Here is a 19,553-nt window from a genome sequence, read left to right as displayed (position 1 = left end):
GCCTTCAATCGAGCGCGATGTGCTGCGCCGTGATGACCGGTCCCCACAGGGCGGCATCCTTGCTCAGCTGGGAATCGAGCAATTGAGGCGGCCCGAGATCGGCCTGCAGGCCGTCGATCACGAGCTGCCTGGCGATCTCCGGCTTTTGCATCGCCGCGTTGGCGGCGGTGTTCAGCCGGTCGATCGCCTCGCGTGGTGTGCCAGCGGGCGCGTGCAGCGCAGTCCAGAACGATGCCGAAAGCTCGGGATAGCCTGACTCGGCAAAGGTCGGGATATCAGGCAGGTTTGGCATGCGCTGGTCGGAGGAAACGGCGAGCAAGCGGAGCTTGCCGGCCTTGACGTGCTCGATCACGGCAGCCGGCGTCGCAAAGTTGAGGTCGCACTCGCCCGACAGCAGTTCCATCACCGAGGCCGGATTGTTGCGATAGGCGACGTCGGTAACTGCAAAGCCCATCGATTTCCCCATCATGATCCCAAACAGGTGCGTCACGCTGCCCGGTCCCAGCGTGGCATAGAACATCGGCTTGTCGCGACCCTTGGCGTAACCGACAAAACTTTTCATATCCGTGACCGGCATCTTCGCGTTCACGGTCAGCGACAGCGGGCCATTGCAGAGCATGGCGACGGATGCGAAATCCGCAAGCTTGTACGGCAAGTTCTTGCGCAGCAGCACGTTGAGCGAGATCGGACCAGTGCCGCCGGCGAGGAGCACCGAACCATCCTTGGCCGCACGCGCCACATATTGCGATCCGACGATGCCGTTCGCACCTGGCTTGTTGTCGACCAGCACGGGCTGATCGAGCGCCTCGGACATGCCCTTGGCGATCGCGCGCATCAGGCTGTCGATCGAGCCGCCGCTCGCATAGGGCACGATGATGAAGACGGTCTGTGACGAGCGCGCGCTGACGATCGCAGGTGCAGCAAATGGCGCAACGATAGCGCTGGCCATGAGCGTTGCGGCCTGACGTCGGCTGATAGGTGCCACGGCGGTTCCTCCCTCATTTGATTTGATCGAAATCTACGTCCCGACCGATCGGTCAGTCAACAGGTCAAACATCGCAGCTATTGCAAGACGATGAGCTTGGTGTTATCAGTCGCATCGACTGACCGATCGGTCAGGTGGCTTGAAGCTACCGTCCGAGGTCGCGGAAATAAGATCAAGCAAGCGCCAGGAGGAAGCCATGTCCGATGACATCGTGACGCTCGAAGTATCCGACCACATCGCAATCGTGACGCTGAACCGTCCTCCGGTGAACGCGCTCAACCGCGCGATGCGCGATCGCATCGTCGCGGTGTTCGATCAGATTTCGGAGCGCAGCGATGTTCGCGTGGCGATCCTCACCGGCAACGGCAAGGTGTTTTGCAGCGGCGCCGATCTCAAGGACCGTCCAGACCCGGCCAAGGTCGGCGCATTCCATGATCACAACCGCATCACCCGCGAGACCGGCAACTGCATTCGCGAGTGCTCCAAGCCGGTGATCGCAGCGATCAACGGCGTCGCGCTCGGCGCCGGCCTCGGTCTGATGGCATCGTGCGACATCTTCTACGCGTCCGAAGAAGCTGTGTTCGGCATGCCCGAGATCAATGTCGGCCTCGCCGGCGGTGCGGCGATGCTCAACACTTTGTTCGGCCGTTCGCTGATGCGCCGGATGTTCTTCACCGGCGTCCGGATTTCCGCGGCCGAGCTCTATCGCCTTGGCATCATCGAGGCCTGTACCAGCAAGGAAGATCTCATTCCCGAAGCAATGAAGATCGCGCGTGAGATCGCAGCCAAGAGCCCGATTGCGATGGAGTACGCCAAGAATGCGGCCAACATGGTCGAGCTGATGCCGCCGCGCGATGCTTATCGCTTCGAGCAGAACATCACGATGGCGCTGTCGAAGACCGAGGATGCCAAGGAAGCGCGCATGGCGTTCCTTGAGAAGCGCGCGCCGGTGTTCAAGGGGCGCTGACGATGCGGCCGGGAGAGGGTCTCGATGCGCTGATGGCACCGCGCTCGATCGCGATCATCGGCGCGTCGCAGGATGCGACCAAGATCGGCGGCCGACCGGTGGACCTGTTGCGCCGCTACGGCTACGCGGGCAAGATCTATCCGGTCAACCCAAAAGCCGCGATGGTGCAGGGGCTGCAGGCCTATGCGTCGGTAGGCGCGCTACCCGAGGCGCCCGATCTCGCCGTCATCGCCGTCGATGCCGAGCGGGCGCCCGAAGCGATCGAGCAGTGCGCCGATCGCGGTGTCCGCAGCGTCGTCGTGTTCTCTTCCGGTTTTGCCGAGCTTGGCGAAGAGGGGCGCGCGATGCAGGATCGGCTTCGCACGGCTGCGCGACGCACCGGCATGCGGCTGCTCGGCCCGAATTGCCTCGGCGCGATCAGCATTCCCGAAAAGGCCATCGCGACATTCTCGATCGTGCTCGAACACAGCATGCCGGCGGCCGGCTCGCTCGGCATCGTTTCGCAGAGCGGCAATCTCGGCAGCTACACCATGCGCATGGCGAGCGATCGCGGCGCCGGCATCAGCCGTTTCATGACCACCGGCAATGAGTGCGACATCGATATCGCCGACGGTATTGCCTGGCTGGCCCGCGATCCCGCGACCAAAGTCATTCTTTGCTGCTTCGAGGCCTGCCGTGATGCCGGCCGGCTCATCGCTGCACTGACCGAGGCGCGCGATGCCGGCAAGCCGGTCATTGCGCTGAAAGTCGGCACCTCAGAGGCCGGGCAAGCCGCGGCGGCTTCCCATACTGGTGCCATGGCGGGATCGGATGCGGTGTTTGATGCGCTGTTGGCGCGCTACGGCGCCGTACGGGTGCGGAGCATCGAGGAGCTGATTGATCTCGGTCATGCCGCCTCTATCCTATTGCCGGATCGGTTGCCAAAGGGGCGGCGTCTTGCGGTCGTTACGGCATCGGGCGGTTTTGGCGTGCTGCTTGCGGATGCCGCGCAGGCGGTCGGCCTGTCGTTGCCGGAACTGAGCCAGGCGACACAGCGCGCGATCCTCGATCTCGTGCCATTTGCGTCCGCGCGCAATCCGGTCGATGCCACCGCGCAGATGTCCAGCCGGCCCGATATGCTGCAGAAGATCCTGTCGGCGGTCGTGGCCGACGACCGCACCGATGCGATCGTGCTGCCGCTGCCGTTCTCGCTGCACATGCCGCGCCTGCGCTCGGTTTACATGGAGACATTGCGCACCATCCGCGCGCAGTATCCCAATCGTCCCGTCATTCTGTGCGTGGAGGGCCCGCCGGATGCGCTCGCCGAACTGCACGCCCTGGGTTATCCCACCGTTGCGAGCTTTGACGGCTGCTGCGCCATCGTCGCGGCGCTGGCGCGATTGCAGGCGCTGGCGACCGCACCAAGGGCTGGGAGCCAGCCTGCCGTTGCGAAGGCTGCACCGCTCGCGGCTGATGCGTTCCGCCATGAGCTCGGCGCCAAGCGCGCGTTGGCGGAGGCCGGCATCCCCGTGCTGGCCGAGCAGCTGGTATCTGACGCCGAGGCAGCCGCGCGTGCAGCGCGCGAGATCGGTTTCCCGGTCGTCTTGAAAATCGCCTCGCCCGATCTGTCGCACAAGACGGAGGTGGGTGGCGTTGTCGTGGGTCTTCGCTCCGAGGAAGAGGTGCGGCAGGCCCATGCCCGGATGCTGGCGCGTGTTGCGGAGAAGGCGCCACGCGCGGTGATCGACGGCACGATCGTTGCTCCCATGGCGCATGGCCTGTCCGAGTTGATCCTCGGTAGCCGGATCGATCCCGTGTTCGGGCCGGTCGTGATGGTCGGCCTGGGGGGCATCTTTGCCGAGATCGTACAGGACACCGCCGTGCAGATGGCGCCGGTGAACGAGACGGAAGCAATGGCGATGCTGAGGTCGCTGAAGGCGTTCGCCGTTCTCGACGGCGCACGCGGGCGGCGTCGCACCGACCTCGAGGCCGCAGCGCAAACGATCGCGGCGCTCTCGCGTTTTGCCGTCGCGCATGCCGATACCGTGTCGGAAATCGACATCAATCCGTTGCTGCTGAAAGCGGACGGCGAGGGCGCCGTCGCGCTCGATGCGCTGCTGATTCCACACGCGGGCAAGGCAACGCAACACCACTGAACACATCGAACAAAAAGAACCGCGAAGTCGGCTCAATGATTGCTGGGAGGATTTTGTGATGAAGCTCAATACCCGTCTCCTCGAAATCGCCGTGATGCTGGGAGCTTTGCTGGTCCTGGCGACGCCGCTGCGCGCCCAAGGCGTGTCCGGCGATGTGATCAAGATAGGCATCATGAACGACCAGAATGGTCCGTATGCCGACAATTGCGGCCCCGGTGCGGTGGCCGCGGCAAAGCTCGCAGTCAGCGACTTCGGTGGTGCGGTCAACGGCAAGAAGATCGAGCTCGTTGTCGCCGACGACCAGAACAAGCCGGACATCGGCGTTGCGGTGGCACTGCGCTGGCTCGACAATGAGGGTGTCGATGCCATCGTCGGCTGCTCGGCCTCGTCGATTGCGCTCGGCGTGCAGGACATCATGAAGGCGCGGAAGAAGCCCTACATGCTGGCGGGGACAGCAGGTTCGTTCTTCACCAACGACAAGTGCTCGCCGATGACCACGCAATGGATGGTCGACACCTATGCGCAGCCGAAGGCCACCGTGAAGGCGCTGCTGTCCCAGGGCGTCGACACCTGGTTCTTCCTGACCGTCGACTACGCCTTCGGCAAGGGATGGCAGGCCGACGCCACCAACTTCATCAAGGCCGGCGGCGGCAAGGTCGTGGGATCGGTGCTGCATCCGCTGAACTCGTCGGACTTCTCCTCGTTCCTGCTGACGGCGCAGGCGAGCGGCGCCAGGGCGATCGCGCTCGCCAATTCTGGTTCTGACTTCGGCAATGCCATCAAGCAGGCCCAGGAGTTCGGCCTGTCGCAGAAGCAGCTGCTGGTGCCGCTTGGACTTATGATCAGCCAGACCCACGGGATCGGTCTGCGCGATCTGCAGAACGTGCGCCTGACCACGCCGTTCTACTGGGACATGACGCCGGAGACGCGGGCCTTCGCCAAGCGCTTCACCGAGGTGTCCGGCGGGCAAATTCTGAACGAGGCCAAGTCCGCCACCTACAGCGCCATCACGCATTACCTGAAGGCCGTCGCAGCGACTGGAACGGATGATGGCGAAGCCGTGATGAGGCAGATGAAGAATACGCCGATCAACGACTTCGAAATGAAGGATATCAGCATTCGCGCCGACGGGCAGGTGATGCGTCCGCTCTATGTGGCCCGCATCAAGACGCCGCCCGAGTCCAAATACGCCTTCGACTATTACGAGATCACGGGGACGATTGCCCCCGAGGACGCATGGCGTCCGGCCTCGGAGAGCGCGTGCGATCTGCTCAAGTCGCAGTGATCGGAAAGAAAGGGCGTCCGGCCGATGCATGGCTGGCGCCCGACGGTACAGCCAAAGCGAGAGATCCACGATGACAGTCATTGAAACAGAGCCGCCGGTAACCGCCACGGCCGGAGAATTATCCGGCGAGGCCTATCGGGTGGCGATGCGTCGCTGGCTGCGCGCCAATCTGCCGGCGAGCTTTCGCGGTGACAGCGCGGCGTTCTCGGCGCCGGGCCTGCAAGAGCAGATCGCCTGGGAAGAGGCGATGTATCGCGCCGGCCTGGCCGGCATCACTTGGCCAAAAGCGTATGGCGGGCACGGTCGCACCTTGCGCGAGCACCTGATCGCCAACCAGGAAATCGGCGCGCTCGCGATGCCGGAGAGCGTCAATTCGATCGGCAAGGAGCTTGCCGGTCCAATCATCCTCGCGGTCGGCACTGAGGAGCAGAAGCACCGCTTCCTGCCGGCAATCCTGGAGATGCGCGACATCTGGTGCCAGGGCTTTTCCGAGCCGGAAGCAGGTTCCGATCTGGCGGGCCTGCGGACGCGCGCCATGCGCGATGGTAATATCTGGCGGATCAGCGGGCAGAAGATCTGGACCAGCGGCGCCTATCGCGCCCAGCGCTGCCTGGTGCTGGCGCGTACCGGCCCGCTGGAAGACCGGCATCGCGGTCTCGCCATGTTCGCGGTACGGCTCGATGCCAAGGGCGTGCGCGTGCTGCCGATCAGATCGATCGACGGACGCGAGAGTTTTTGCGAGGTCTTCTTCGACGACGTGGAGGTCTTGCAATCCGATGCGCTCGGCGCGCCCGATGAAGGCTGGAACGCGGCAATCCGCGTGCTCGAGATCGAGCGCGCAACCAACCGCATGTACCGGGCCTGGCGCTTCGAGAACGAGCTGCGTCATCTGATTGCGGCCTGCAAGGGTGATCCGGCGCTGGCGCAGCTGGTTGCGAACCGATGTTACGAGGCCAAGATTGGCGAGGTCGTCGTGGATATCGAGGTGCTGAAGGCGCATGTCGAGACTGCGGTAGAGGCGCTCGTCAAGGGTGACAGGATCGGCGCACGCGGAAGTTTGGCAAAACTGCACTGGAGTGAGGCGCACCAGCGTTTTGCCGCGCTCGCGATCGAGCTGTTGGCGCAGGCCTCGTTGCCGCAGCTCCCGGCCGTGCAGGTCGCGCGGCGTCGCTTCGAGGCGATCTATCTGCAGGCGCGCGCCGAGACTATCTACGCCGGCACCACGGAAATTCAGCTCGGCATCATTGCCGACAGGATCCTGCAGCTCTCGAAAGGCAAGTGATGACGACATTGACCGGCGATGGATTGCAGCCGAGCGAGTTCGCGGTCACCGCGGCACGAGCCGTGGCGGATTGCGCGGCGTTGGGGCCGCGGGACCAAGCGAAACACCTCGCCGACGATGGATTGCTCGGGGTGCTTGCCTCGCAGGACGTCGGCGGGCTCGACCTGCCACTGGCCTTTGCGGTTCCGGTAGTGACCGCCGCCGGCTCGGGCCTGCTCGGCTTTCCGCTGATGGAAGCACTGCTGCTGTCGCGTGCCCTGCAGGACGCGCTGCCGCGCGTGGCGGAGGCGATCGTGTCCGGCGGGATGCTGGCGACTATCGCTTGGCAGGGCACCCTGAGTGCCGAGCGCGAGGGTGAATCTGTGGTGCTCAATGGCTGGGTTGCGCGCGCGGCCTGCGCCCGCGACGCCGATTGCATCCTGGTACGGATTGGCACGGCCGCGGCGGCGCTGGTTCCGACTGACAGCGAAGGAGTCGTTGTCGAGGGCGCGGCAGGGCTGGATTTGACCGTGCCCGAACACTCCGTTCGCTTGCAGGGCGTCACCATACCGGCCGCAAGTGTCTTGCCTGACAGCACTTGGGCTCTCTTAAGCTCCGATGCCAACGTGCTGCGTGCCGCCGCCATTCTCGGCTCGGCCGAGACGTGCCTCGCACTCGCACAAGAGCACGTCTCGACGCGCCGGCAGTTCGGTCGAGCGCTGTCCTACAATCAGGCGCTGCGGCATTCGCTGGCGCGGCAGAAGCTGGCGCTCGAAGGCATCAGGCATGCGATCACCCGCAGCGTGGGTGAGGCGGCAGGTCCGGTCGAGCACGAGTCTGTGTTTCTAGCGGCAGCCGCCTATGGCTGTGCAATCAGCGAAGGTGCGCTGCAGGTTCACGGCGGCATGGGATTCACGTGGGATGTGCCGGTGCATCGACACCTGCGTCGCGTCCGCGCCTTACAGGCGCAAGGCGATGCCAGCGGAAGCCTGGCCGCGCTCGGCCGCCGTACCATTGCCGCAATAGCTCCGGCGTCCGATCTCGCCGTGTCGGGATAAGAAAGGAAGACCGCAATGACTGATGCCAAGGACAAGCCCCTCGCTGGCCGTGCTGCGCTGGTCACCGGGGCCGGAAACGGAATCGGACGCGCGGCTGCTCTTCTGCTGGCCTCGCGCGGTGCGATCGTCGGCGTCAACGACCTCAAGCCCGAGTTCGTCGCCGGGACCGTCGATGCGATCAAGGCGGCCGGCGGCGAGGCCGTCGCAATCACGCAGGATGTCGCGAGCCGCGACGGCATGCGCACGGCGGTGCTCGGTTTTGCCGAGCGGCAGGGCCGGCTTGATATTCTCGTCAACAATGCGGCGTGGGTCCGCTATCAGTCGGTGGCCGACATCGCGCCCGAGACCGTCGACCGCATGCTCAATATCGGCTTCAAGGCGATCATCTGGGGCATTCAGGCCGCGGCTGAGGTGATGGATGCCGAGCGCGGTGGCGCAATCGTCAATGTCGCCTCCGTCGCCGGATTGATCTCGGCGAAGAACAGCATCGTGTATAGCGGCATCAAGGCCGGCGTGATGGGGATTACGCGCGCCGCGGCAGCCGAGCTTGGCGAGCGCAAGATCCGGGTGAACGCAGTGGCACCGTCTGCCATTCCGACTGAAGGGACGATGCGTAACCGCAACGCCGAACTCGACGCGCGGCGGATCGCGCGCACGCCGCTCGGTCGGCTCGGCACGGTGGACGATATTGCCAAGGCAATCGCTTTCCTCGCCGGCGACGACAGCGGCTTCATATCGGCGCAGGTGCTGACGGTCGACGGCGGGATTGTCTTCACCAACATCGCCTAAGGGCCACCGAGGCCGCTGCAGGATACGCCATATGATTCTCTCCGCAGAAGAGCAGGCGCTGAAGCAGCAATTCATTCGCGCCCGCGGTTACTGGCGGCCGTGGACGGAGGGGCTGCTGCGGCTCGATCCGGCATTTCTTGCCACCTATGCCCGCTATGGCGCCTATCCCGCTGAAACCGGCCCGCTGTCGCGCAAGATGTGCGAATTGATCTATGTGGCGCTGGACGGATCGGCGACGCATCTGTTTCGCTCCGGGCTCGCGCTGCACATGCAGCTGGCCCTTGAGCACGGTGCGACCACGCAGGAGATCGTCGACGTGCTGCGGCTGGCTACGGCGCAGGGGCTCGACGGCTGTAATCTCGGCATCGGCATTCTCGCCGAGGAACTGGCGTTGGCGGGGCTGGATTCGGACCAGGCGCCGCTGTCGCGCGAGCAGACGGCGCTTCGCGACGCCTATGTCGCACAATTCGCCGATTGGCCGGACTTCTGCGATCTCTGGCTGCGCGCCGATCCCGGCTATTTCGCGGTGATGCTCGACCTGCTGACGGCGGGCGACAAGTCCGGCGGTCTCGATCAGCGCTCGCGCAGCCTGATCTCGCTGGCCCTGAACGGATGTTTTACAGCGCTCAATCCACACGGCCTTCGCCTGCAGATCAGGCGCGCCTTGCGGCTCGGGATCGACAAGCGGGAGATCCTTCAGGTTCTGCAGATGACGGCGCATCTGGGCGTGCATGCCTGCGCAATCGGGGTGCCGATTCTGATGGAAGCGATCGGTCCGGCGGCAGGCAAGTCGTCTTCCGTCGACGTAGCGGGATAGCAGGAAGGTCGACGACGATGGCGAGGCCAACCATCAGAAATCAGCGTGCCTTTGCGTCGGGCGCATTGTTTCTTGCCTTTGCGATCTTCTTCTTCGTGATGGCACTGAATTATCCGGCCGGCACCGCGGCGCGGATGGGGCCCGGCTATTTTCCGCGGCTGTTGGCGATCGTGCTTGCGGCCATCGGGCTCGCGGTGATGCTGGGTGCCGTGCTGAGGACGGCAGAGCGGCAGAGGTTGCGGAGTTGGGACATAAAGGGCCTTGCCTGGGTCACGGGCTCGGTGGTTCTGTTTGCGCTTCTGCTGTTTCCGATCGGTCTGATCGGTGCGCTGCTGGCCCTGATCGTGGTGTCGAGCAGGGCTAGTCCCGAGTTTGCCTGGAAGGGCGCGTTGGCCAATGCGGCCGTCCTGATCACGCTGTGTCTCCTCGTATTCGTCTATGGCCTCGGGCTGCAGCTGCCGGTGTGGCCGGCGCTGCTCAATTGACGGGCCGTGACGATGGACCTGTTTCATAACCTGGCGATCGGATTCTCCACCGCGGCCCAGCCGGCCAATCTGCTCTACGCCTTCTTCGGCTGCCTGTTGGGGACGCTGATCGGCGTCCTCCCGGGCCTGGGCCCGCTCGCCACCATCGCGATGCTGCTCCCGATCACCTACGCGCTGCAGCCGGATTCGGCCCTGATCATGCTCGCCGGCATCTATTACGGCGCGCAATATGGTGGCTCGACCACCGCCATCGTGGTCAATCTGCCCGGCGAATCCTCCTCTGTCGTCACCACGATAGACGGCTACCAGATGGCCAAGCAGGGCCGGGCGGGTGTCGCGCTCTCGACAGCCGCGATCGGTTCATTCTTCGCCGGCTGCGTGGCGACACTGGCGCTGGCGGCGCTGGCCGGGCCGCTGACGGCGGCAGCGTTGCTGTTCGGGCCGAAGGAGTTTTTCGCGCTGATGCTCCTCGGCCTCATCCTCGCCTCGGTGCTATCCAGTGGACCCTTCATTGAAGGCATCGGCATGGTCGTACTCGGCATGCTGCTCAGTCTCGTCGGCACCGATCTCAGCACGGGCACGCAGCGCTTCGCGTTCAGCATCCCGCAGCTGTTCGATGGCCTCGATTTCGTGCCGTTGGCGATGGGCATTTTTGGCTTTGCCGAGATCGTGAAGAATCTCGAGCAAGACGACAAACTGTCGCTGGTGACGCAAAAGATCACCAATCTGTTTCCGACGCGTGAGGATTTCCGCCGCATGATCCCGGCGATGCTGCGCGGCACCGCGCTCGGCACGCTGCTCGGCGTGCTGCCGGGCGGCGGTGCGGTGCTGTCGTCGTTTGCCTCCTACACGCTGGAGAAGAAGCTCTCGAAGCACCCCGAACAGTTCGGCAAGGGTGCGATCGAAGGCGTTGCCGGGCCGGAATCGGCCAACAACGCAGGCGCCCAGACCTCCTTCATTCCGCTGCTGACACTTGGCGTGCCCTCCAATGTGGTTATGGCGCTGATGGTCGGTGCGATGAACATCCACAACATCCAGCCCGGTCCGGAGGTCATGACCAAGAACCCGACCTTGTTCTGGGGCCTGATCGCCTCGATGTGGGTCGGCAATCTCATGCTGCTCGTTCTCAATCTGCCGCTGGTTGGATTGTGGGTCAAACTTCTCACCATTCCCTATCGCTATCTGTTCCCGGCGATCATGGTGTTTTGCTCGATCGGCGTCTATTCGATCAACAGCGGGACCTTCGAGGTGCATGAAGCGGCGGTGTTCTGCGTCTTCGGCTATGCCCTCATTAAGATGCAGCTGCCGGCCGCGCCACTGCTGCTGGGCCTGGTGCTTGGGCCAGCGATCGAAGAGAACTTCCGCCGCGCCATGGTGCTATCGCGCGGCGATGTCAGCGTGTTCGTGACCTCGCCATTGTCGGCAACGCTGCTGGCCGCAGCCGCAATCGCGATCGTCATGATCATGCTGCCGACGATCCGGTCGCGGCGGGAGGAGGCGCTGCAGGAGTAGGTGCCGCGGGCCCGCCCGGCGTCAAACGTCTGTGTCGCTGTCGCCGGCTTTGACCGATCTGGCGGCCTGCCGCAGAACATTCAGGTAGCGGCTGGCGTTTTGCTTGATCCGCTCAGCGACGCCGCCAAGCCCGAGAGCGACGGGCTGATTCTGAATTGTGATTGGGAGCAGGACGCAGATCGTCGCGCCGCCCAGCATCGGGACGTTCTCCGCCGAGCAATGTCCCTTGCCCCGGATCTCCCGAATCCGCCGGATCATGTCCTGAGGCTTGACCCTGTCAGCTGCGTTCGCCGTCGCGATATTGGCGCGGCGCACGATCGTGTCGAGCTTCTCGTCGGACATCGTCGACATCAACAGCCAGCCGAGCGCGGACTGCGTCAGCGGCCGCAGCGTTCCCTCGTCGACGTGGAAGCGTAGCGGGTGGGTCGACTGGACGATCTTGACGTATTGCAGATACACGTCGTTGGTCGTGCCGATTGAAACGGCTTCGCCCGTTGCGGCGTGCACGTCGCGCATGGCCTCCAGCACGCGGCTGTTGCCGAACAGGGATTTGGGAATCCAGTCGCCCAGTGATGTCACTTTTGGGGTTGGGAAGTAGAGTTTCGTCCTGCGGTCGAAATTCAGGTAGCCGAGACCTACCAGGGTTTTGAGCAGGACTGTTGTGCTGGATGCCGGATAGCCCAGCGCCTCGCCGATTTCGGACATCGCACGCGGCTGCCGCTCCCGCATGAAGAATTCGAGAATTTCGATGGCGCGCAGCGCGGATTTCACGGTCGATCCGGCCGCGGAAATCGAAGCGGAGGTCGTCAGCTGCGATGGCAATCGTCCCTCCCTCGGCCCTAGCAAATTCACGGATGTGAAATTCAGCTTCACATATGAACATTTGTTGGTGGCCTCCCACTGCACATGAGATGGTCGCTGCCGTCAAGGGAGGGCCGGTCCGCCGGTGGCGGATCGAGCCGGAGCTTCGAGGCTCGAAAATGACCGTAACGCACGAGAAGATCGCGGAGCTGCTCGACAGGGAGGCGATCCGCGATAGTATCTATCGCTATTGCCGCGGCGTCGATCGCGCGGATGAAGCCGCGCTCCGCAGCGCCTACTGGCCGGATGCCACCGATCAGCATGGACCATATTCGGGTCCGGTCGAAGGCTTCTTCGACTGGGCCAACGACAACTTCAAGACCGACGCGCGCAATGTTCATACGGTCGGCAATATCCTGATCGAATTCACCGCGCCCGAAGAAGCTGTTGTCGAGACCTACTTCCTCGCCTTGCAGCGCGGGCCTGCGACAGACGGCGGCGTTCGACAGTTTCAGATCGCCGGCCGGTACTGCGATGTCTTCAAAAAGCGCGATAGCGAATGGCGCGTTGCGCGCCGTGTCGTCGCCTACGACTGGGTGGACGAGCAGGTCGCGGCGACCGAGCCCGAGGCGGTCCGCTTCGGCCTGCGGTTGCCGTTGGGTGCGCGATATCCCGACGATCCCATCTACGATCTGCTCCGCGGAGCTAGGCGGACACCGACTTGAACGATCCAGTCTTGAGGGAATGCCAATATGAGCCATGCAGATGTGAAGGGACGGCGCCTGGACGTGGTCGTCATCGGCGCGGGATTCGGCGGTCTCTACGCCGTCTATAAGCTACGCGAGATGGGTCTGAACATCGCGGCCTACGAAGCGGGCGGCGATGTCGGCGGCGTGTGGTATTGGAACCGCTATCCGGGCGCGCGCGTCGACCTGCCGAGCATCGACTACAGCTATTCGTTCTCGCCCGAGATCGAGCAGGAATGGACCTGGTCGGAAGAATTCGCCTCGCAGCCGGAACTCTTGGCCTACTTCAACTTCGTCGCCGATCGCCTCGACCTGCGCAAGCACTACCAGTTCAACACGCGCATCGTTAGCGCCGTCTGGGATAAGTCGCGAAAACTCTGGTCGGTGACGACAGATCGCGGCGAGATGGTCGAAGCGACCTACTGCGTGATGGCGACCGGCCCGCTCTCGGTGCCCAGGGATCCCGAGATCCCCGGCGTCGCACGCTACGCGGGCGAGTTGTTGCGGGCCGGCCGCTGGCCGCATCATCCCGTCAGCTATGAAGGCAAGCGCGTCGGCGTGATCGGTACCGGATCGACCGGCATTCAGATCGTGCAGGAGGTGGGCCGGCAGGCCGGCGAGCTCTACGTGTTCCAGCGCACGCCGAGCTTCACGATGCCGATGCGCAACCAGAAGCTCGATCCCGACTACGTGGCCGAGGTCAAGCGTAACTATACCGGCATTCGCGAGGCGGCCCGTAACAGCCCGAATGGCGGCGTGCGCCCGTGGACGACGCGGGCCTTCTTCAGTGTGACGCCGTCGCGCCGCCGCGAATTGCTCGAAGACGCCTGGAAGGCCGGAGGGCTGGCCATGCTCGGCACTTTCACGGATCTTCTGAGCAACGAGGAAGCCAACGAGCACGTGGCGGAGTTCGTGCGCGGCAAGATCAACGGCGTCGTCGCCGATCCCGTCACTGCGGAGAGGCTGAAGCCGCGCGGCTATCCGATCTTCGCCCGTCGTCCGTGCCTGGATACAGGCTACTACGAGACCTTCAACCGGCCGAATGTCCACCTGATCGATTGCGTCACCGATCCGATCGTGGAGATCACGGCGCAAGGCGTGCGGACGCAATCGAGTGAAACCGCACTCGACATGCTGATCTTCGCGACCGGCTATGACGGGCTGACGGGAGCGTTGACTGCCTTCGACGTCGTCGGCCGCGACGGCCGGACAGTCAATGAGAAATGGAAGGCAGGAGCACGGTCGTATCTCGGTCTCATGATGGAAGGGTTTCCGAACCTCTTCATGACCACCGGACCCAACGGCCCCGCCGCGCTCGCCAACATCGTCAGGATCAGCGAGAACGACGTCGACTGGATCGCGCACACGATCACGCATATGGCGGACCAGGGTCTCGACACCATCGAACCGACCAGGCAGGCGGAAGACGAATGGATGACGCTGGTATTCAAGCTTGCCCAGCGTTCGCTGCTGACCAAGGCGAAGACCTGGTACGTCGGCACCAATGTTAAGGACAAGGCGCAAGGGCTGTCGCTGTTCACGGGCGGCTTTCCAAAATACCGGGAGTATTGTGCCGCCGCGATCGAGGCCGGGTACCGCGACTTCGTGTTCGAGCGCGGACGAACGATGGTCGCGGCCTGACAGCCGCAACCGAGGAGACCGCATGCACGCTGCTTACCGCCCCCGTTCAGCAAACTCCTGCTTGCTGTCGTGGCCGCCGACGAAGACCAGGAGGCCGGCGATCAGCGGCAGGACGGCGAGCACGAGAAGACCAGTCGAGGTCTGGCCGGTGGCTTCCTTGACCCAGCCGATCAGATAGGGCCCGCCGAAGCCGGCGAGATTGCCGATCGAGTTGATCAGCGCGATGGCGCCGGCCGCCGCCGTGCCGGACAGCCAGGCGGTCGGCAGCGTCCAGAACACGCCAAAGCAGCAGAACACCCCGATCGCGGCCACCGTCAGCACCACCATCGTGAGGGTGGGGTCGGTGAGATAGGAGGAGATGCCGAGCGCAACGGCGGTGAGCAGCAGCGGCGCGCCGACATGCATCACGCGCTCGCGGCTCGCATCCGAATGCCGCGCCCACAGGATCATGGCGATGGTGCCGAACAGATAGGGGATCGCGGTGACGAAGCCGGTCTGCGCGTTGGTGAGGCCGAACGCCTTGACGATCTGCGGCAGCCAGAACTGCATGCCATAGAGTGCGCCGACGAAGCCGAAATAGATCAGGCTGAGCGCGATCACCTTCGGCGACGACAGCGCCTGGCCGAGCGAGGGATGCTTCACCGCCTGCTTGGCGGCGATCTCGGAATCGAGCTTGGCCTTGAGCCAGGCCTTCTGCTCGGCCGAGAGCCAATTCGCCTTTTCCGGTCTGTCGGTGAGATAGAACCAGGTGACGAGGCCGAGCAGCACCGAAGGGATGCCCTCAATGATGAACAGCCACTGCCAGCCCTTCAGCCCCATCATGCCGTCGAGCCCGAGCAAGAGGCCCGAGACCGGCGCGCCGATCACGGTCGAGACCGGCACGGCGATGGCGAAGGCGGCGAGGAAGCGGGCGCGATATTCGGCCGGATACCAATAGGTCAGATACAGGATGATGCCCGGGAAGAAGCCGGCCTCGGCGACGCCGAGCAGGAAGCGCAAAACGTAGAAGCTGGTGACACCGCTGACCAGCGCCATCAGCGCCGAGATGACGCCCCAGGTCACCATGATGCGGGCGATCCAGCGGCTGGCGCCGAATTTTTCCAGCGCAAGGTTGCTCGGCACCTCGAAGATGAAATAGCCGATGAAGAAGATGCCGGCGCCCCAGGAGAAGATCAGCGGCGTGAACTTCAGCTCCGCATTCATGGTCAGCGCGGCGAAGCCGAGATTGACGCGGTCGAGATAGGAGAAGAAGTAGGCCAGCACCAAGAACGGAATCAGGCGCCAGGAGATGGCGCGGATGGTCGAGGTCTCGATGCTGCTTCTCGCACCGCTTGCAGCGTCGGCAAAGGTCGTGGTCTGGCTCATGGTTCCCCCTATGTTTTAGACATGAATTGCATGGCCTAGTGATCTCAGCGCGGCCTCATGAAAGCCCTCGCTCAGAGTCGGATGGGCATGGATGGTCAGGGCGATGTCCTCGAGGCGCGCGCCCATCTCCAGCGCCAGACTGAACGCCGCTGACAACTCGGCGAGGCCCGGGCCCACGCCCTGAATCCCGAGCAAGACATGATTGTCGGCACGCGCCACTGTGCGGATGAAGCCGTCGTCCCGATCCAGCGTGAGCGCACGACCGCTGGCCTTGAACGGAAACAGATCGGACTTGACCTCAAGACCCTTGTCCCGCGCCTCGCTTGGTGAGAGGCCGACCGTGACGATCTCGGGATCGGTGAAGCAGATCGCGGGAATTGCGACGCGGTCCCAGGCGCGACGGTGGCCTGCGACGATTTCGGCGACCATCTCGCCTTGCGCCATGGCGCGGTGCGCCAGCATCGGCTCGCCCGTGACGTCGCCGATCGCGAATACGCCGCGCATCGAGGTTCGGCATCGATCGTCGATGCGGATGTAGGGGCCGTCCATGTCGAGATCGAGCAGCTCGAGGCCGAAGCCTGACGTCGCTGGCTTACGGCCGACCGTGACCAGGATCTTGTCGGCTTCGACCGTTGTCTGTCCGCCGTCGGCGGTTTCGATCAGAAGCGCCGTGCCTTCCGCGACCAACGCTTTGGCTTTCGCGCTTGTCAGGATCGTAACGCCCAGCGCACGGAGTCGCCTGGCAACGGGGTCGCTCAGCTCGCCGTCATATTGCGGCAGAATGCGCGGTGTGGCCTCGACCACGGTGACGTCGGCGCCGAGTTTGGCAAAGGCCGTGCCGAGTTCGAGGCCGATGTAGCCGCCACCGACGACGATCAGCCGCTTGGGCACCTCGGCAAGCGCCAGGGCATCTGTCGATGAGATGACGCGGCCGCCGAAAGGAAGGGACGGTAGCTCGATCGGCGCCGAACCTGTGGCGATCACGATGGTTTCGGCATGGATCAGCTGAACGCCGTTGGTCGTGTGAACCTCGACGGTCTTGCCGTCGTGAAAGCTCGCGTGTCCGGCCACATATCTGACGCCGGCGCGCTTCAACAGTCCGCTCACGCCGCCATTGAGACGCCGCACGATATCGTCCTTCCAGGCGATGGTTTTGGTGAAGTCGAGTGACGGCTTTAGGGCGGAGATGCCGAGCTGAGCCTTGCCGCCGGCGGCACGTGCGACCGTCTCGTAAGTGTCGGCCGCGTGGATCAGGGCCTTCGAGGGGATGCAGCCGATGTTGAGGCAGGTTCCTCCCGGCTTTTCGGACTCGACGACCACGGTGTCGATGCCGAGCTGGCCCGCCCGGATCGCACAGGTGTAGCCGCCGGGGCCCGCGCCTATGACGAGAAGCTTACAGGTGGTGTCGTTCATAGTCTTATGCGTCAATGAAGATCATGGCGGGCGTTTCGAGTTGCGTCTTGATCCGCTGCACGAACAGCGCGGCGTTGAAACCGTCGATCACGCGGTGATCGAAGCTCGACGACAGATTCATCATCTTGCGCGGCACGAAGCCTGCGCCGTCCCAGTGCGGACGTATTGCGATTCGATTGACCCCGACGATTGCGACCTCGGGGTGATTGATAATCGGCGTCGTCGCAAGCCCACCTAGCGCGCCGAGTGAAGTGATCGTGATGGTCGAACCGATGAGCTCGTCGCGCGTAGCCGTGCCGTTCCGCGCCGCCTCGGTGACACGGATCACCTCGGCCGCGCAGTCGAAGAGATCGCGCGCCTCCGTGTGGCGGACGACCGGCACCATGAGGCCAGCCCCGGTTTGCGTCGCAATCCCCATGTGGACGGCGGCGTGCTGGTGCACGATGCCGGCCTCGTCATCGAAATGGGCGTTGAGCTCGGGCTGTGCGGCGACGGCACGCACGATAGCTTGCATCAGGAACGGCAGCAGCGTCAGCTTGGGCCTGTCGGTGCGCTTCTGCTCGTTGAGCTTTGCGCGAAGATCTTCGAGCGCGGTGACGTCGACCTCCTCGACATAGGTAATGTGCGGGATCCGCGCATTTGCGATCGACATTCTCTCGGCGATCTTGCGGCGCAGGCCGACGACCTTGGTATCCGCGACGGCCGTCTTGGGTCGGCTCCGCAGCGCGGGCGCGTCGTCGGAGCCACGTGCGATGTAGCTGTCGAGATCGTCGTGGGTGATTCGACCGGCCGGGCCGGAGCCGTGCAACTGGCGCAGGTCGATTCCCGCCTCGCGCGCGCGGAGACGGACCGCGGGCGCTGCCAATGGCCGTTCGCCTTCGCGACGGGCCGGTGTCGCCAGAGGCTGCGGGGAGGGTGCAACATGCGCGGGTGCGATCGCTGGCGTGGCGCGCGCCGCATGACCCGCTTTTCGTGCTGGCGCGCTCGTCGTTTGCACTGCCGGCGCCGCAGTCGTGGTGGACGTTTCGCCCTTGCCGTCCACGTCGAGCCGGACGAAGTCGGAGCCGATCGCAAGCATGTCGCCAACCTTGCCGGCGAGCCAGACCACACGTCCTTCGGCTGGAGAGGGAATCTCGACCGTGGCCTTGTCGGTCATGACGGCGCCGAGCACAGCATCCTCGCGCACGAGATCGCCGACCTGTACCTGCCACTCCACCAGCTCGGCTTCGGCGATGCCTTCGCCGACGTCGGGCAACCTGACGACACGCTCGGTCATCTCAGGCCTCCAGCGTTTCGGCCAGCGCGCGACTGACTCGCGCCGGGCCCGGGAAGTAGTCCCATTCCTGGGCGTGCGGGTAGGGTGTGTCCCAACCCGCGACGCGCGCGATCGGCGCTTCCAGATGATAGAAGCAGCGCGTCTGCACCAGCGCGCAGAGCTCGGCGCCGAAGCCGGACGTCAACGTTGCCTCATGCACGATCACGCAGCGCCCGGTCTTCTTGACCGAGGCTTCAATGGTGTCGAGGTCGAGCGGCAGAAGGGTGCGGAGATCGATGATCTCGGCATCGATGCCGGTCTCGGCTGCCGCGCTTTCGGCGACATGGACCATCGTGCCATAGGCCAGGATCGTGACGGCTTCGCCCTGTCGGCGGATCGCGGCGCGGCCGAGCGGCACGGTGTAGTGCCCCTCGGCGACTTCACCGAGATCGTGCTTCGACCACGGCGTCACGGGACGATCATGGTGGCCATCGAACGGGCCGTTGTAGAGCCGCTTCGGCTCAAGGAAGATGACCGGGTCGGGATCCTCGATCGCGGCGATCAGGAGGCCCTTGGCGTCGCTTGGATTCGAGGGCACCACGGTCTTGATGCCACAGACATGGGTGAACAGCGCTTCCGGGCTTTGGCTGTGTGTCTGTCCACCGAAGATGCCGCCGCCTGTCGGCATGCGCACCACAACCGGACAGGTGAACTGGCCGTTCGAGCGATAGCGCAGCCTCGCGGCTTCGGAGACGATCTGGTCGTAGGCCGGATACATGTAGTCGGCGAACTGGATCTCGACGCAGGGTTTTAGGCCGTAGGCCGCCATGCCGACTGCAGCGCCGACGATGCCGAGCTCGCTGATCGGCGTATCAAAGCAGCGGCTCTTGCCGTATTTCGCCTGCAGCCCTTGGCTCGCGCGAAATACGCCGCCAAAATAGCCGACGTCCTCGCCGAACACGACGACGTCGTCATCGCGCGACATCATCACGTCCATGGCCTCGCGGATCGCCTCGATCATGGTTCGGCGCGGCATGG

Annotated in this window: 17 protein-coding genes; 11 read left to right on the top strand and 6 right to left on the bottom strand. The window is 64.2% G+C overall.

The annotated features are described in order from the left end of the window. Nucleotides 1-4: 4 nt before the first annotated feature. Complete coding sequence (locus tag ACNJX8_RS26115; RefSeq protein ID WP_439357229.1) at nucleotides 5-985, bottom strand: Bug family tripartite tricarboxylate transporter substrate binding protein; 981 nt, start codon at nucleotides 983-985, stop codon at nucleotides 5-7. Between the two features lie 196 nt (nucleotides 986-1,181). Here ACNJX8_RS26115 and ACNJX8_RS26110 point away from each other — a divergent pair, with 196 nt between their 5' ends. The 9 genes from ACNJX8_RS26110 (at nucleotide 1,182) to ACNJX8_RS26070 (ending at nucleotide 11,294) form a co-directional block, all read left to right on the top strand. Further along, nucleotides 1,182-1,952: an enoyl-CoA hydratase/isomerase family protein gene (locus tag ACNJX8_RS26110; protein WP_091887778.1), complete on the top strand. Its 771-nt coding sequence runs from the start codon at nucleotides 1,182-1,184 to the stop codon at nucleotides 1,950-1,952. Between the two features lie 2 nt (nucleotides 1,953-1,954). Further along, entirely contained in the window at nucleotides 1,955-4,087 is a 2,133-nt protein-coding gene (locus ACNJX8_RS26105; RefSeq protein WP_439357228.1) for an acetate--CoA ligase family protein, read from the top strand. Between the two features lie 58 nt (nucleotides 4,088-4,145). After that, complete coding sequence (locus ACNJX8_RS26100) at nucleotides 4,146-5,372, top strand: ABC transporter substrate-binding protein (protein WP_439357227.1); 1,227 nt, start codon at nucleotides 4,146-4,148, stop codon at nucleotides 5,370-5,372. A 70-nt stretch (nucleotides 5,373-5,442) separates the two neighbouring features. Continuing rightward, nucleotides 5,443-6,654 (top strand): acyl-CoA dehydrogenase, encoded by a 1,212-nt coding sequence (locus ACNJX8_RS26095; RefSeq protein ID WP_439357226.1) that lies wholly within the window; start codon nucleotides 5,443-5,445, stop codon nucleotides 6,652-6,654. Next, nucleotides 6,654-7,691 (top strand): acyl-CoA dehydrogenase family protein, encoded by a 1,038-nt coding sequence (locus tag ACNJX8_RS26090; protein ID WP_249760869.1) that lies wholly within the window; start codon nucleotides 6,654-6,656, stop codon nucleotides 7,689-7,691. The genes ACNJX8_RS26095 and ACNJX8_RS26090 overlap by 1 nt, the downstream gene beginning before the upstream one ends. 15 nt (nucleotides 7,692-7,706) lie before the next feature. Beyond that, the gene (locus ACNJX8_RS26085; RefSeq protein ID WP_439357225.1) at nucleotides 7,707-8,480 is read left to right on the top strand and encodes an SDR family NAD(P)-dependent oxidoreductase; all 774 of its coding nucleotides are present in this window, start codon (nucleotides 7,707-7,709) and stop codon (nucleotides 8,478-8,480) included. A gap of 31 nt (nucleotides 8,481-8,511) precedes the next feature. Beyond that, entirely contained in the window at nucleotides 8,512-9,297 is a 786-nt protein-coding gene (locus ACNJX8_RS26080) for a carboxymuconolactone decarboxylase family protein (RefSeq protein WP_439357224.1), read from the top strand. Nucleotides 9,298-9,314: 17 nt separating this feature from the next. Next, nucleotides 9,315-9,782: a tripartite tricarboxylate transporter TctB family protein gene (locus ACNJX8_RS26075; protein WP_439357223.1), complete on the top strand. Its 468-nt coding sequence runs from the start codon at nucleotides 9,315-9,317 to the stop codon at nucleotides 9,780-9,782. Nucleotides 9,783-9,794: 12 nt separating this feature from the next. Next, entirely contained in the window at nucleotides 9,795-11,294 is a 1,500-nt protein-coding gene (locus ACNJX8_RS26070) for a tripartite tricarboxylate transporter permease (RefSeq protein WP_439410287.1), read from the top strand. 21 nt (nucleotides 11,295-11,315) lie between these two features. Here ACNJX8_RS26070 and ACNJX8_RS26065 read toward each other — a convergent pair whose 3' ends face one another. After that, complete coding sequence (locus ACNJX8_RS26065) at nucleotides 11,316-12,065, bottom strand: IclR family transcriptional regulator (protein ID WP_439357222.1); 750 nt, start codon at nucleotides 12,063-12,065, stop codon at nucleotides 11,316-11,318. 209 nt (nucleotides 12,066-12,274) lie between these two features. Here ACNJX8_RS26065 and ACNJX8_RS26060 point away from each other — a divergent pair, with 209 nt between their 5' ends. Beyond that, nucleotides 12,275-12,820, top strand: a complete 546-nt coding sequence (locus ACNJX8_RS26060; RefSeq protein ID WP_439357221.1) for a nuclear transport factor 2 family protein — start codon at nucleotides 12,275-12,277, stop codon at nucleotides 12,818-12,820. Nucleotides 12,821-12,847: 27 nt separating this feature from the next. Next, entirely contained in the window at nucleotides 12,848-14,482 is a 1,635-nt protein-coding gene (locus ACNJX8_RS26055; RefSeq protein WP_439357220.1) for a flavin-containing monooxygenase, read from the top strand. Nucleotides 14,483-14,515: 33 nt separating this feature from the next. Here ACNJX8_RS26055 and ACNJX8_RS26050 read toward each other — a convergent pair whose 3' ends face one another. The 4 genes from ACNJX8_RS26050 to ACNJX8_RS26035 are packed head-to-tail and all read right to left on the bottom strand — an operon-like array spanning nucleotide 14,516 to nucleotide 19,551. After that, nucleotides 14,516-15,847, bottom strand: coding sequence for an MFS transporter (locus ACNJX8_RS26050; protein WP_439357219.1), 1,332 nt, complete (start codon nucleotides 15,845-15,847; stop codon nucleotides 14,516-14,518). Nucleotides 15,848-15,862: 15 nt separating this feature from the next. Next, a complete protein-coding gene (gene lpdA / locus ACNJX8_RS26045; RefSeq protein WP_439357218.1) occupies nucleotides 15,863-17,260 on the bottom strand; it encodes a dihydrolipoyl dehydrogenase in 1,398 nt (465 codons plus the stop codon). A 4-nt stretch (nucleotides 17,261-17,264) separates the two neighbouring features. Further along, nucleotides 17,265-18,536, bottom strand: a complete 1,272-nt coding sequence (locus ACNJX8_RS26040; RefSeq protein WP_439357217.1) for a dihydrolipoamide acetyltransferase family protein — start codon at nucleotides 18,534-18,536, stop codon at nucleotides 17,265-17,267. A 1-nt stretch (nucleotide 18,537) separates the two neighbouring features. Further along, nucleotides 18,538-19,551 (bottom strand): alpha-ketoacid dehydrogenase subunit beta, encoded by a 1,014-nt coding sequence (locus ACNJX8_RS26035; RefSeq protein ID WP_091883788.1) that lies wholly within the window; start codon nucleotides 19,549-19,551, stop codon nucleotides 18,538-18,540. Nucleotides 19,552-19,553: the final 2 nt, after the last annotated feature.

The organism is Bradyrhizobium sp. SPXBL-04 (genome assembly GCF_051853035.1).
GTDB classification, from domain to species: domain Bacteria; phylum Pseudomonadota; class Alphaproteobacteria; order Rhizobiales; family Xanthobacteraceae; genus Bradyrhizobium; species Bradyrhizobium zhanjiangense.
Note: the sequence above shows the minus strand (reverse complement) of the source record. Positions and strands in the feature narration are given on the sequence as shown.

Bases quoted from the DNA above. Each gene is read 5' to 3' on its own strand.
- ACNJX8_RS26110 (WP_091887778.1), top strand. From the start codon at position 1,182: ATGTCCGATGACATCGTGACGCTCGAAGTATCCGACCACATCGCAATC.
- ACNJX8_RS26105 (WP_439357228.1), top strand. From the start codon at position 1,955: ATGCGGCCGGGAGAGGGTCTCGATGCGCTGATGGCACCGCGCTCGATC.
- ACNJX8_RS26100 (WP_439357227.1), top strand. From the start codon at position 4,146: ATGAAGCTCAATACCCGTCTCCTCGAAATCGCCGTGATGCTGGGAGCT.
- ACNJX8_RS26095 (WP_439357226.1), top strand. From the start codon at position 5,443: ATGACAGTCATTGAAACAGAGCCGCCGGTAACCGCCACGGCCGGAGAA.
- ACNJX8_RS26090 (WP_249760869.1), top strand. From the start codon at position 6,654: ATGACGACATTGACCGGCGATGGATTGCAGCCGAGCGAGTTCGCGGTC.
- ACNJX8_RS26085 (WP_439357225.1), top strand. From the start codon at position 7,707: ATGACTGATGCCAAGGACAAGCCCCTCGCTGGCCGTGCTGCGCTGGTC.
- ACNJX8_RS26080 (WP_439357224.1), top strand. From the start codon at position 8,512: ATGATTCTCTCCGCAGAAGAGCAGGCGCTGAAGCAGCAATTCATTCGC.
- ACNJX8_RS26075 (WP_439357223.1), top strand. From the start codon at position 9,315: ATGGCGAGGCCAACCATCAGAAATCAGCGTGCCTTTGCGTCGGGCGCA.
- ACNJX8_RS26070 (WP_439410287.1), top strand. From the start codon at position 9,795: ATGGACCTGTTTCATAACCTGGCGATCGGATTCTCCACCGCGGCCCAG.
- ACNJX8_RS26060 (WP_439357221.1), top strand. From the start codon at position 12,275: ATGACCGTAACGCACGAGAAGATCGCGGAGCTGCTCGACAGGGAGGCG.
- ACNJX8_RS26055 (WP_439357220.1), top strand. From the start codon at position 12,848: ATGAGCCATGCAGATGTGAAGGGACGGCGCCTGGACGTGGTCGTCATC.
- ACNJX8_RS26050 (WP_439357219.1), bottom strand. From the start codon at position 15,847: ATGAGCCAGACCACGACCTTTGCCGACGCTGCAAGCGGTGCGAGAAGC.
- lpdA (WP_439357218.1), bottom strand. From the start codon at position 17,260: ATGAACGACACCACCTGTAAGCTTCTCGTCATAGGCGCGGGCCCCGGC.
- ACNJX8_RS26040 (WP_439357217.1), bottom strand. From the start codon at position 18,536: ATGACCGAGCGTGTCGTCAGGTTGCCCGACGTCGGCGAAGGCATCGCC.
- ACNJX8_RS26035 (WP_091883788.1), bottom strand. From the start codon at position 19,551: ATGCCGCGCCGAACCATGATCGAGGCGATCCGCGAGGCCATGGACGTG.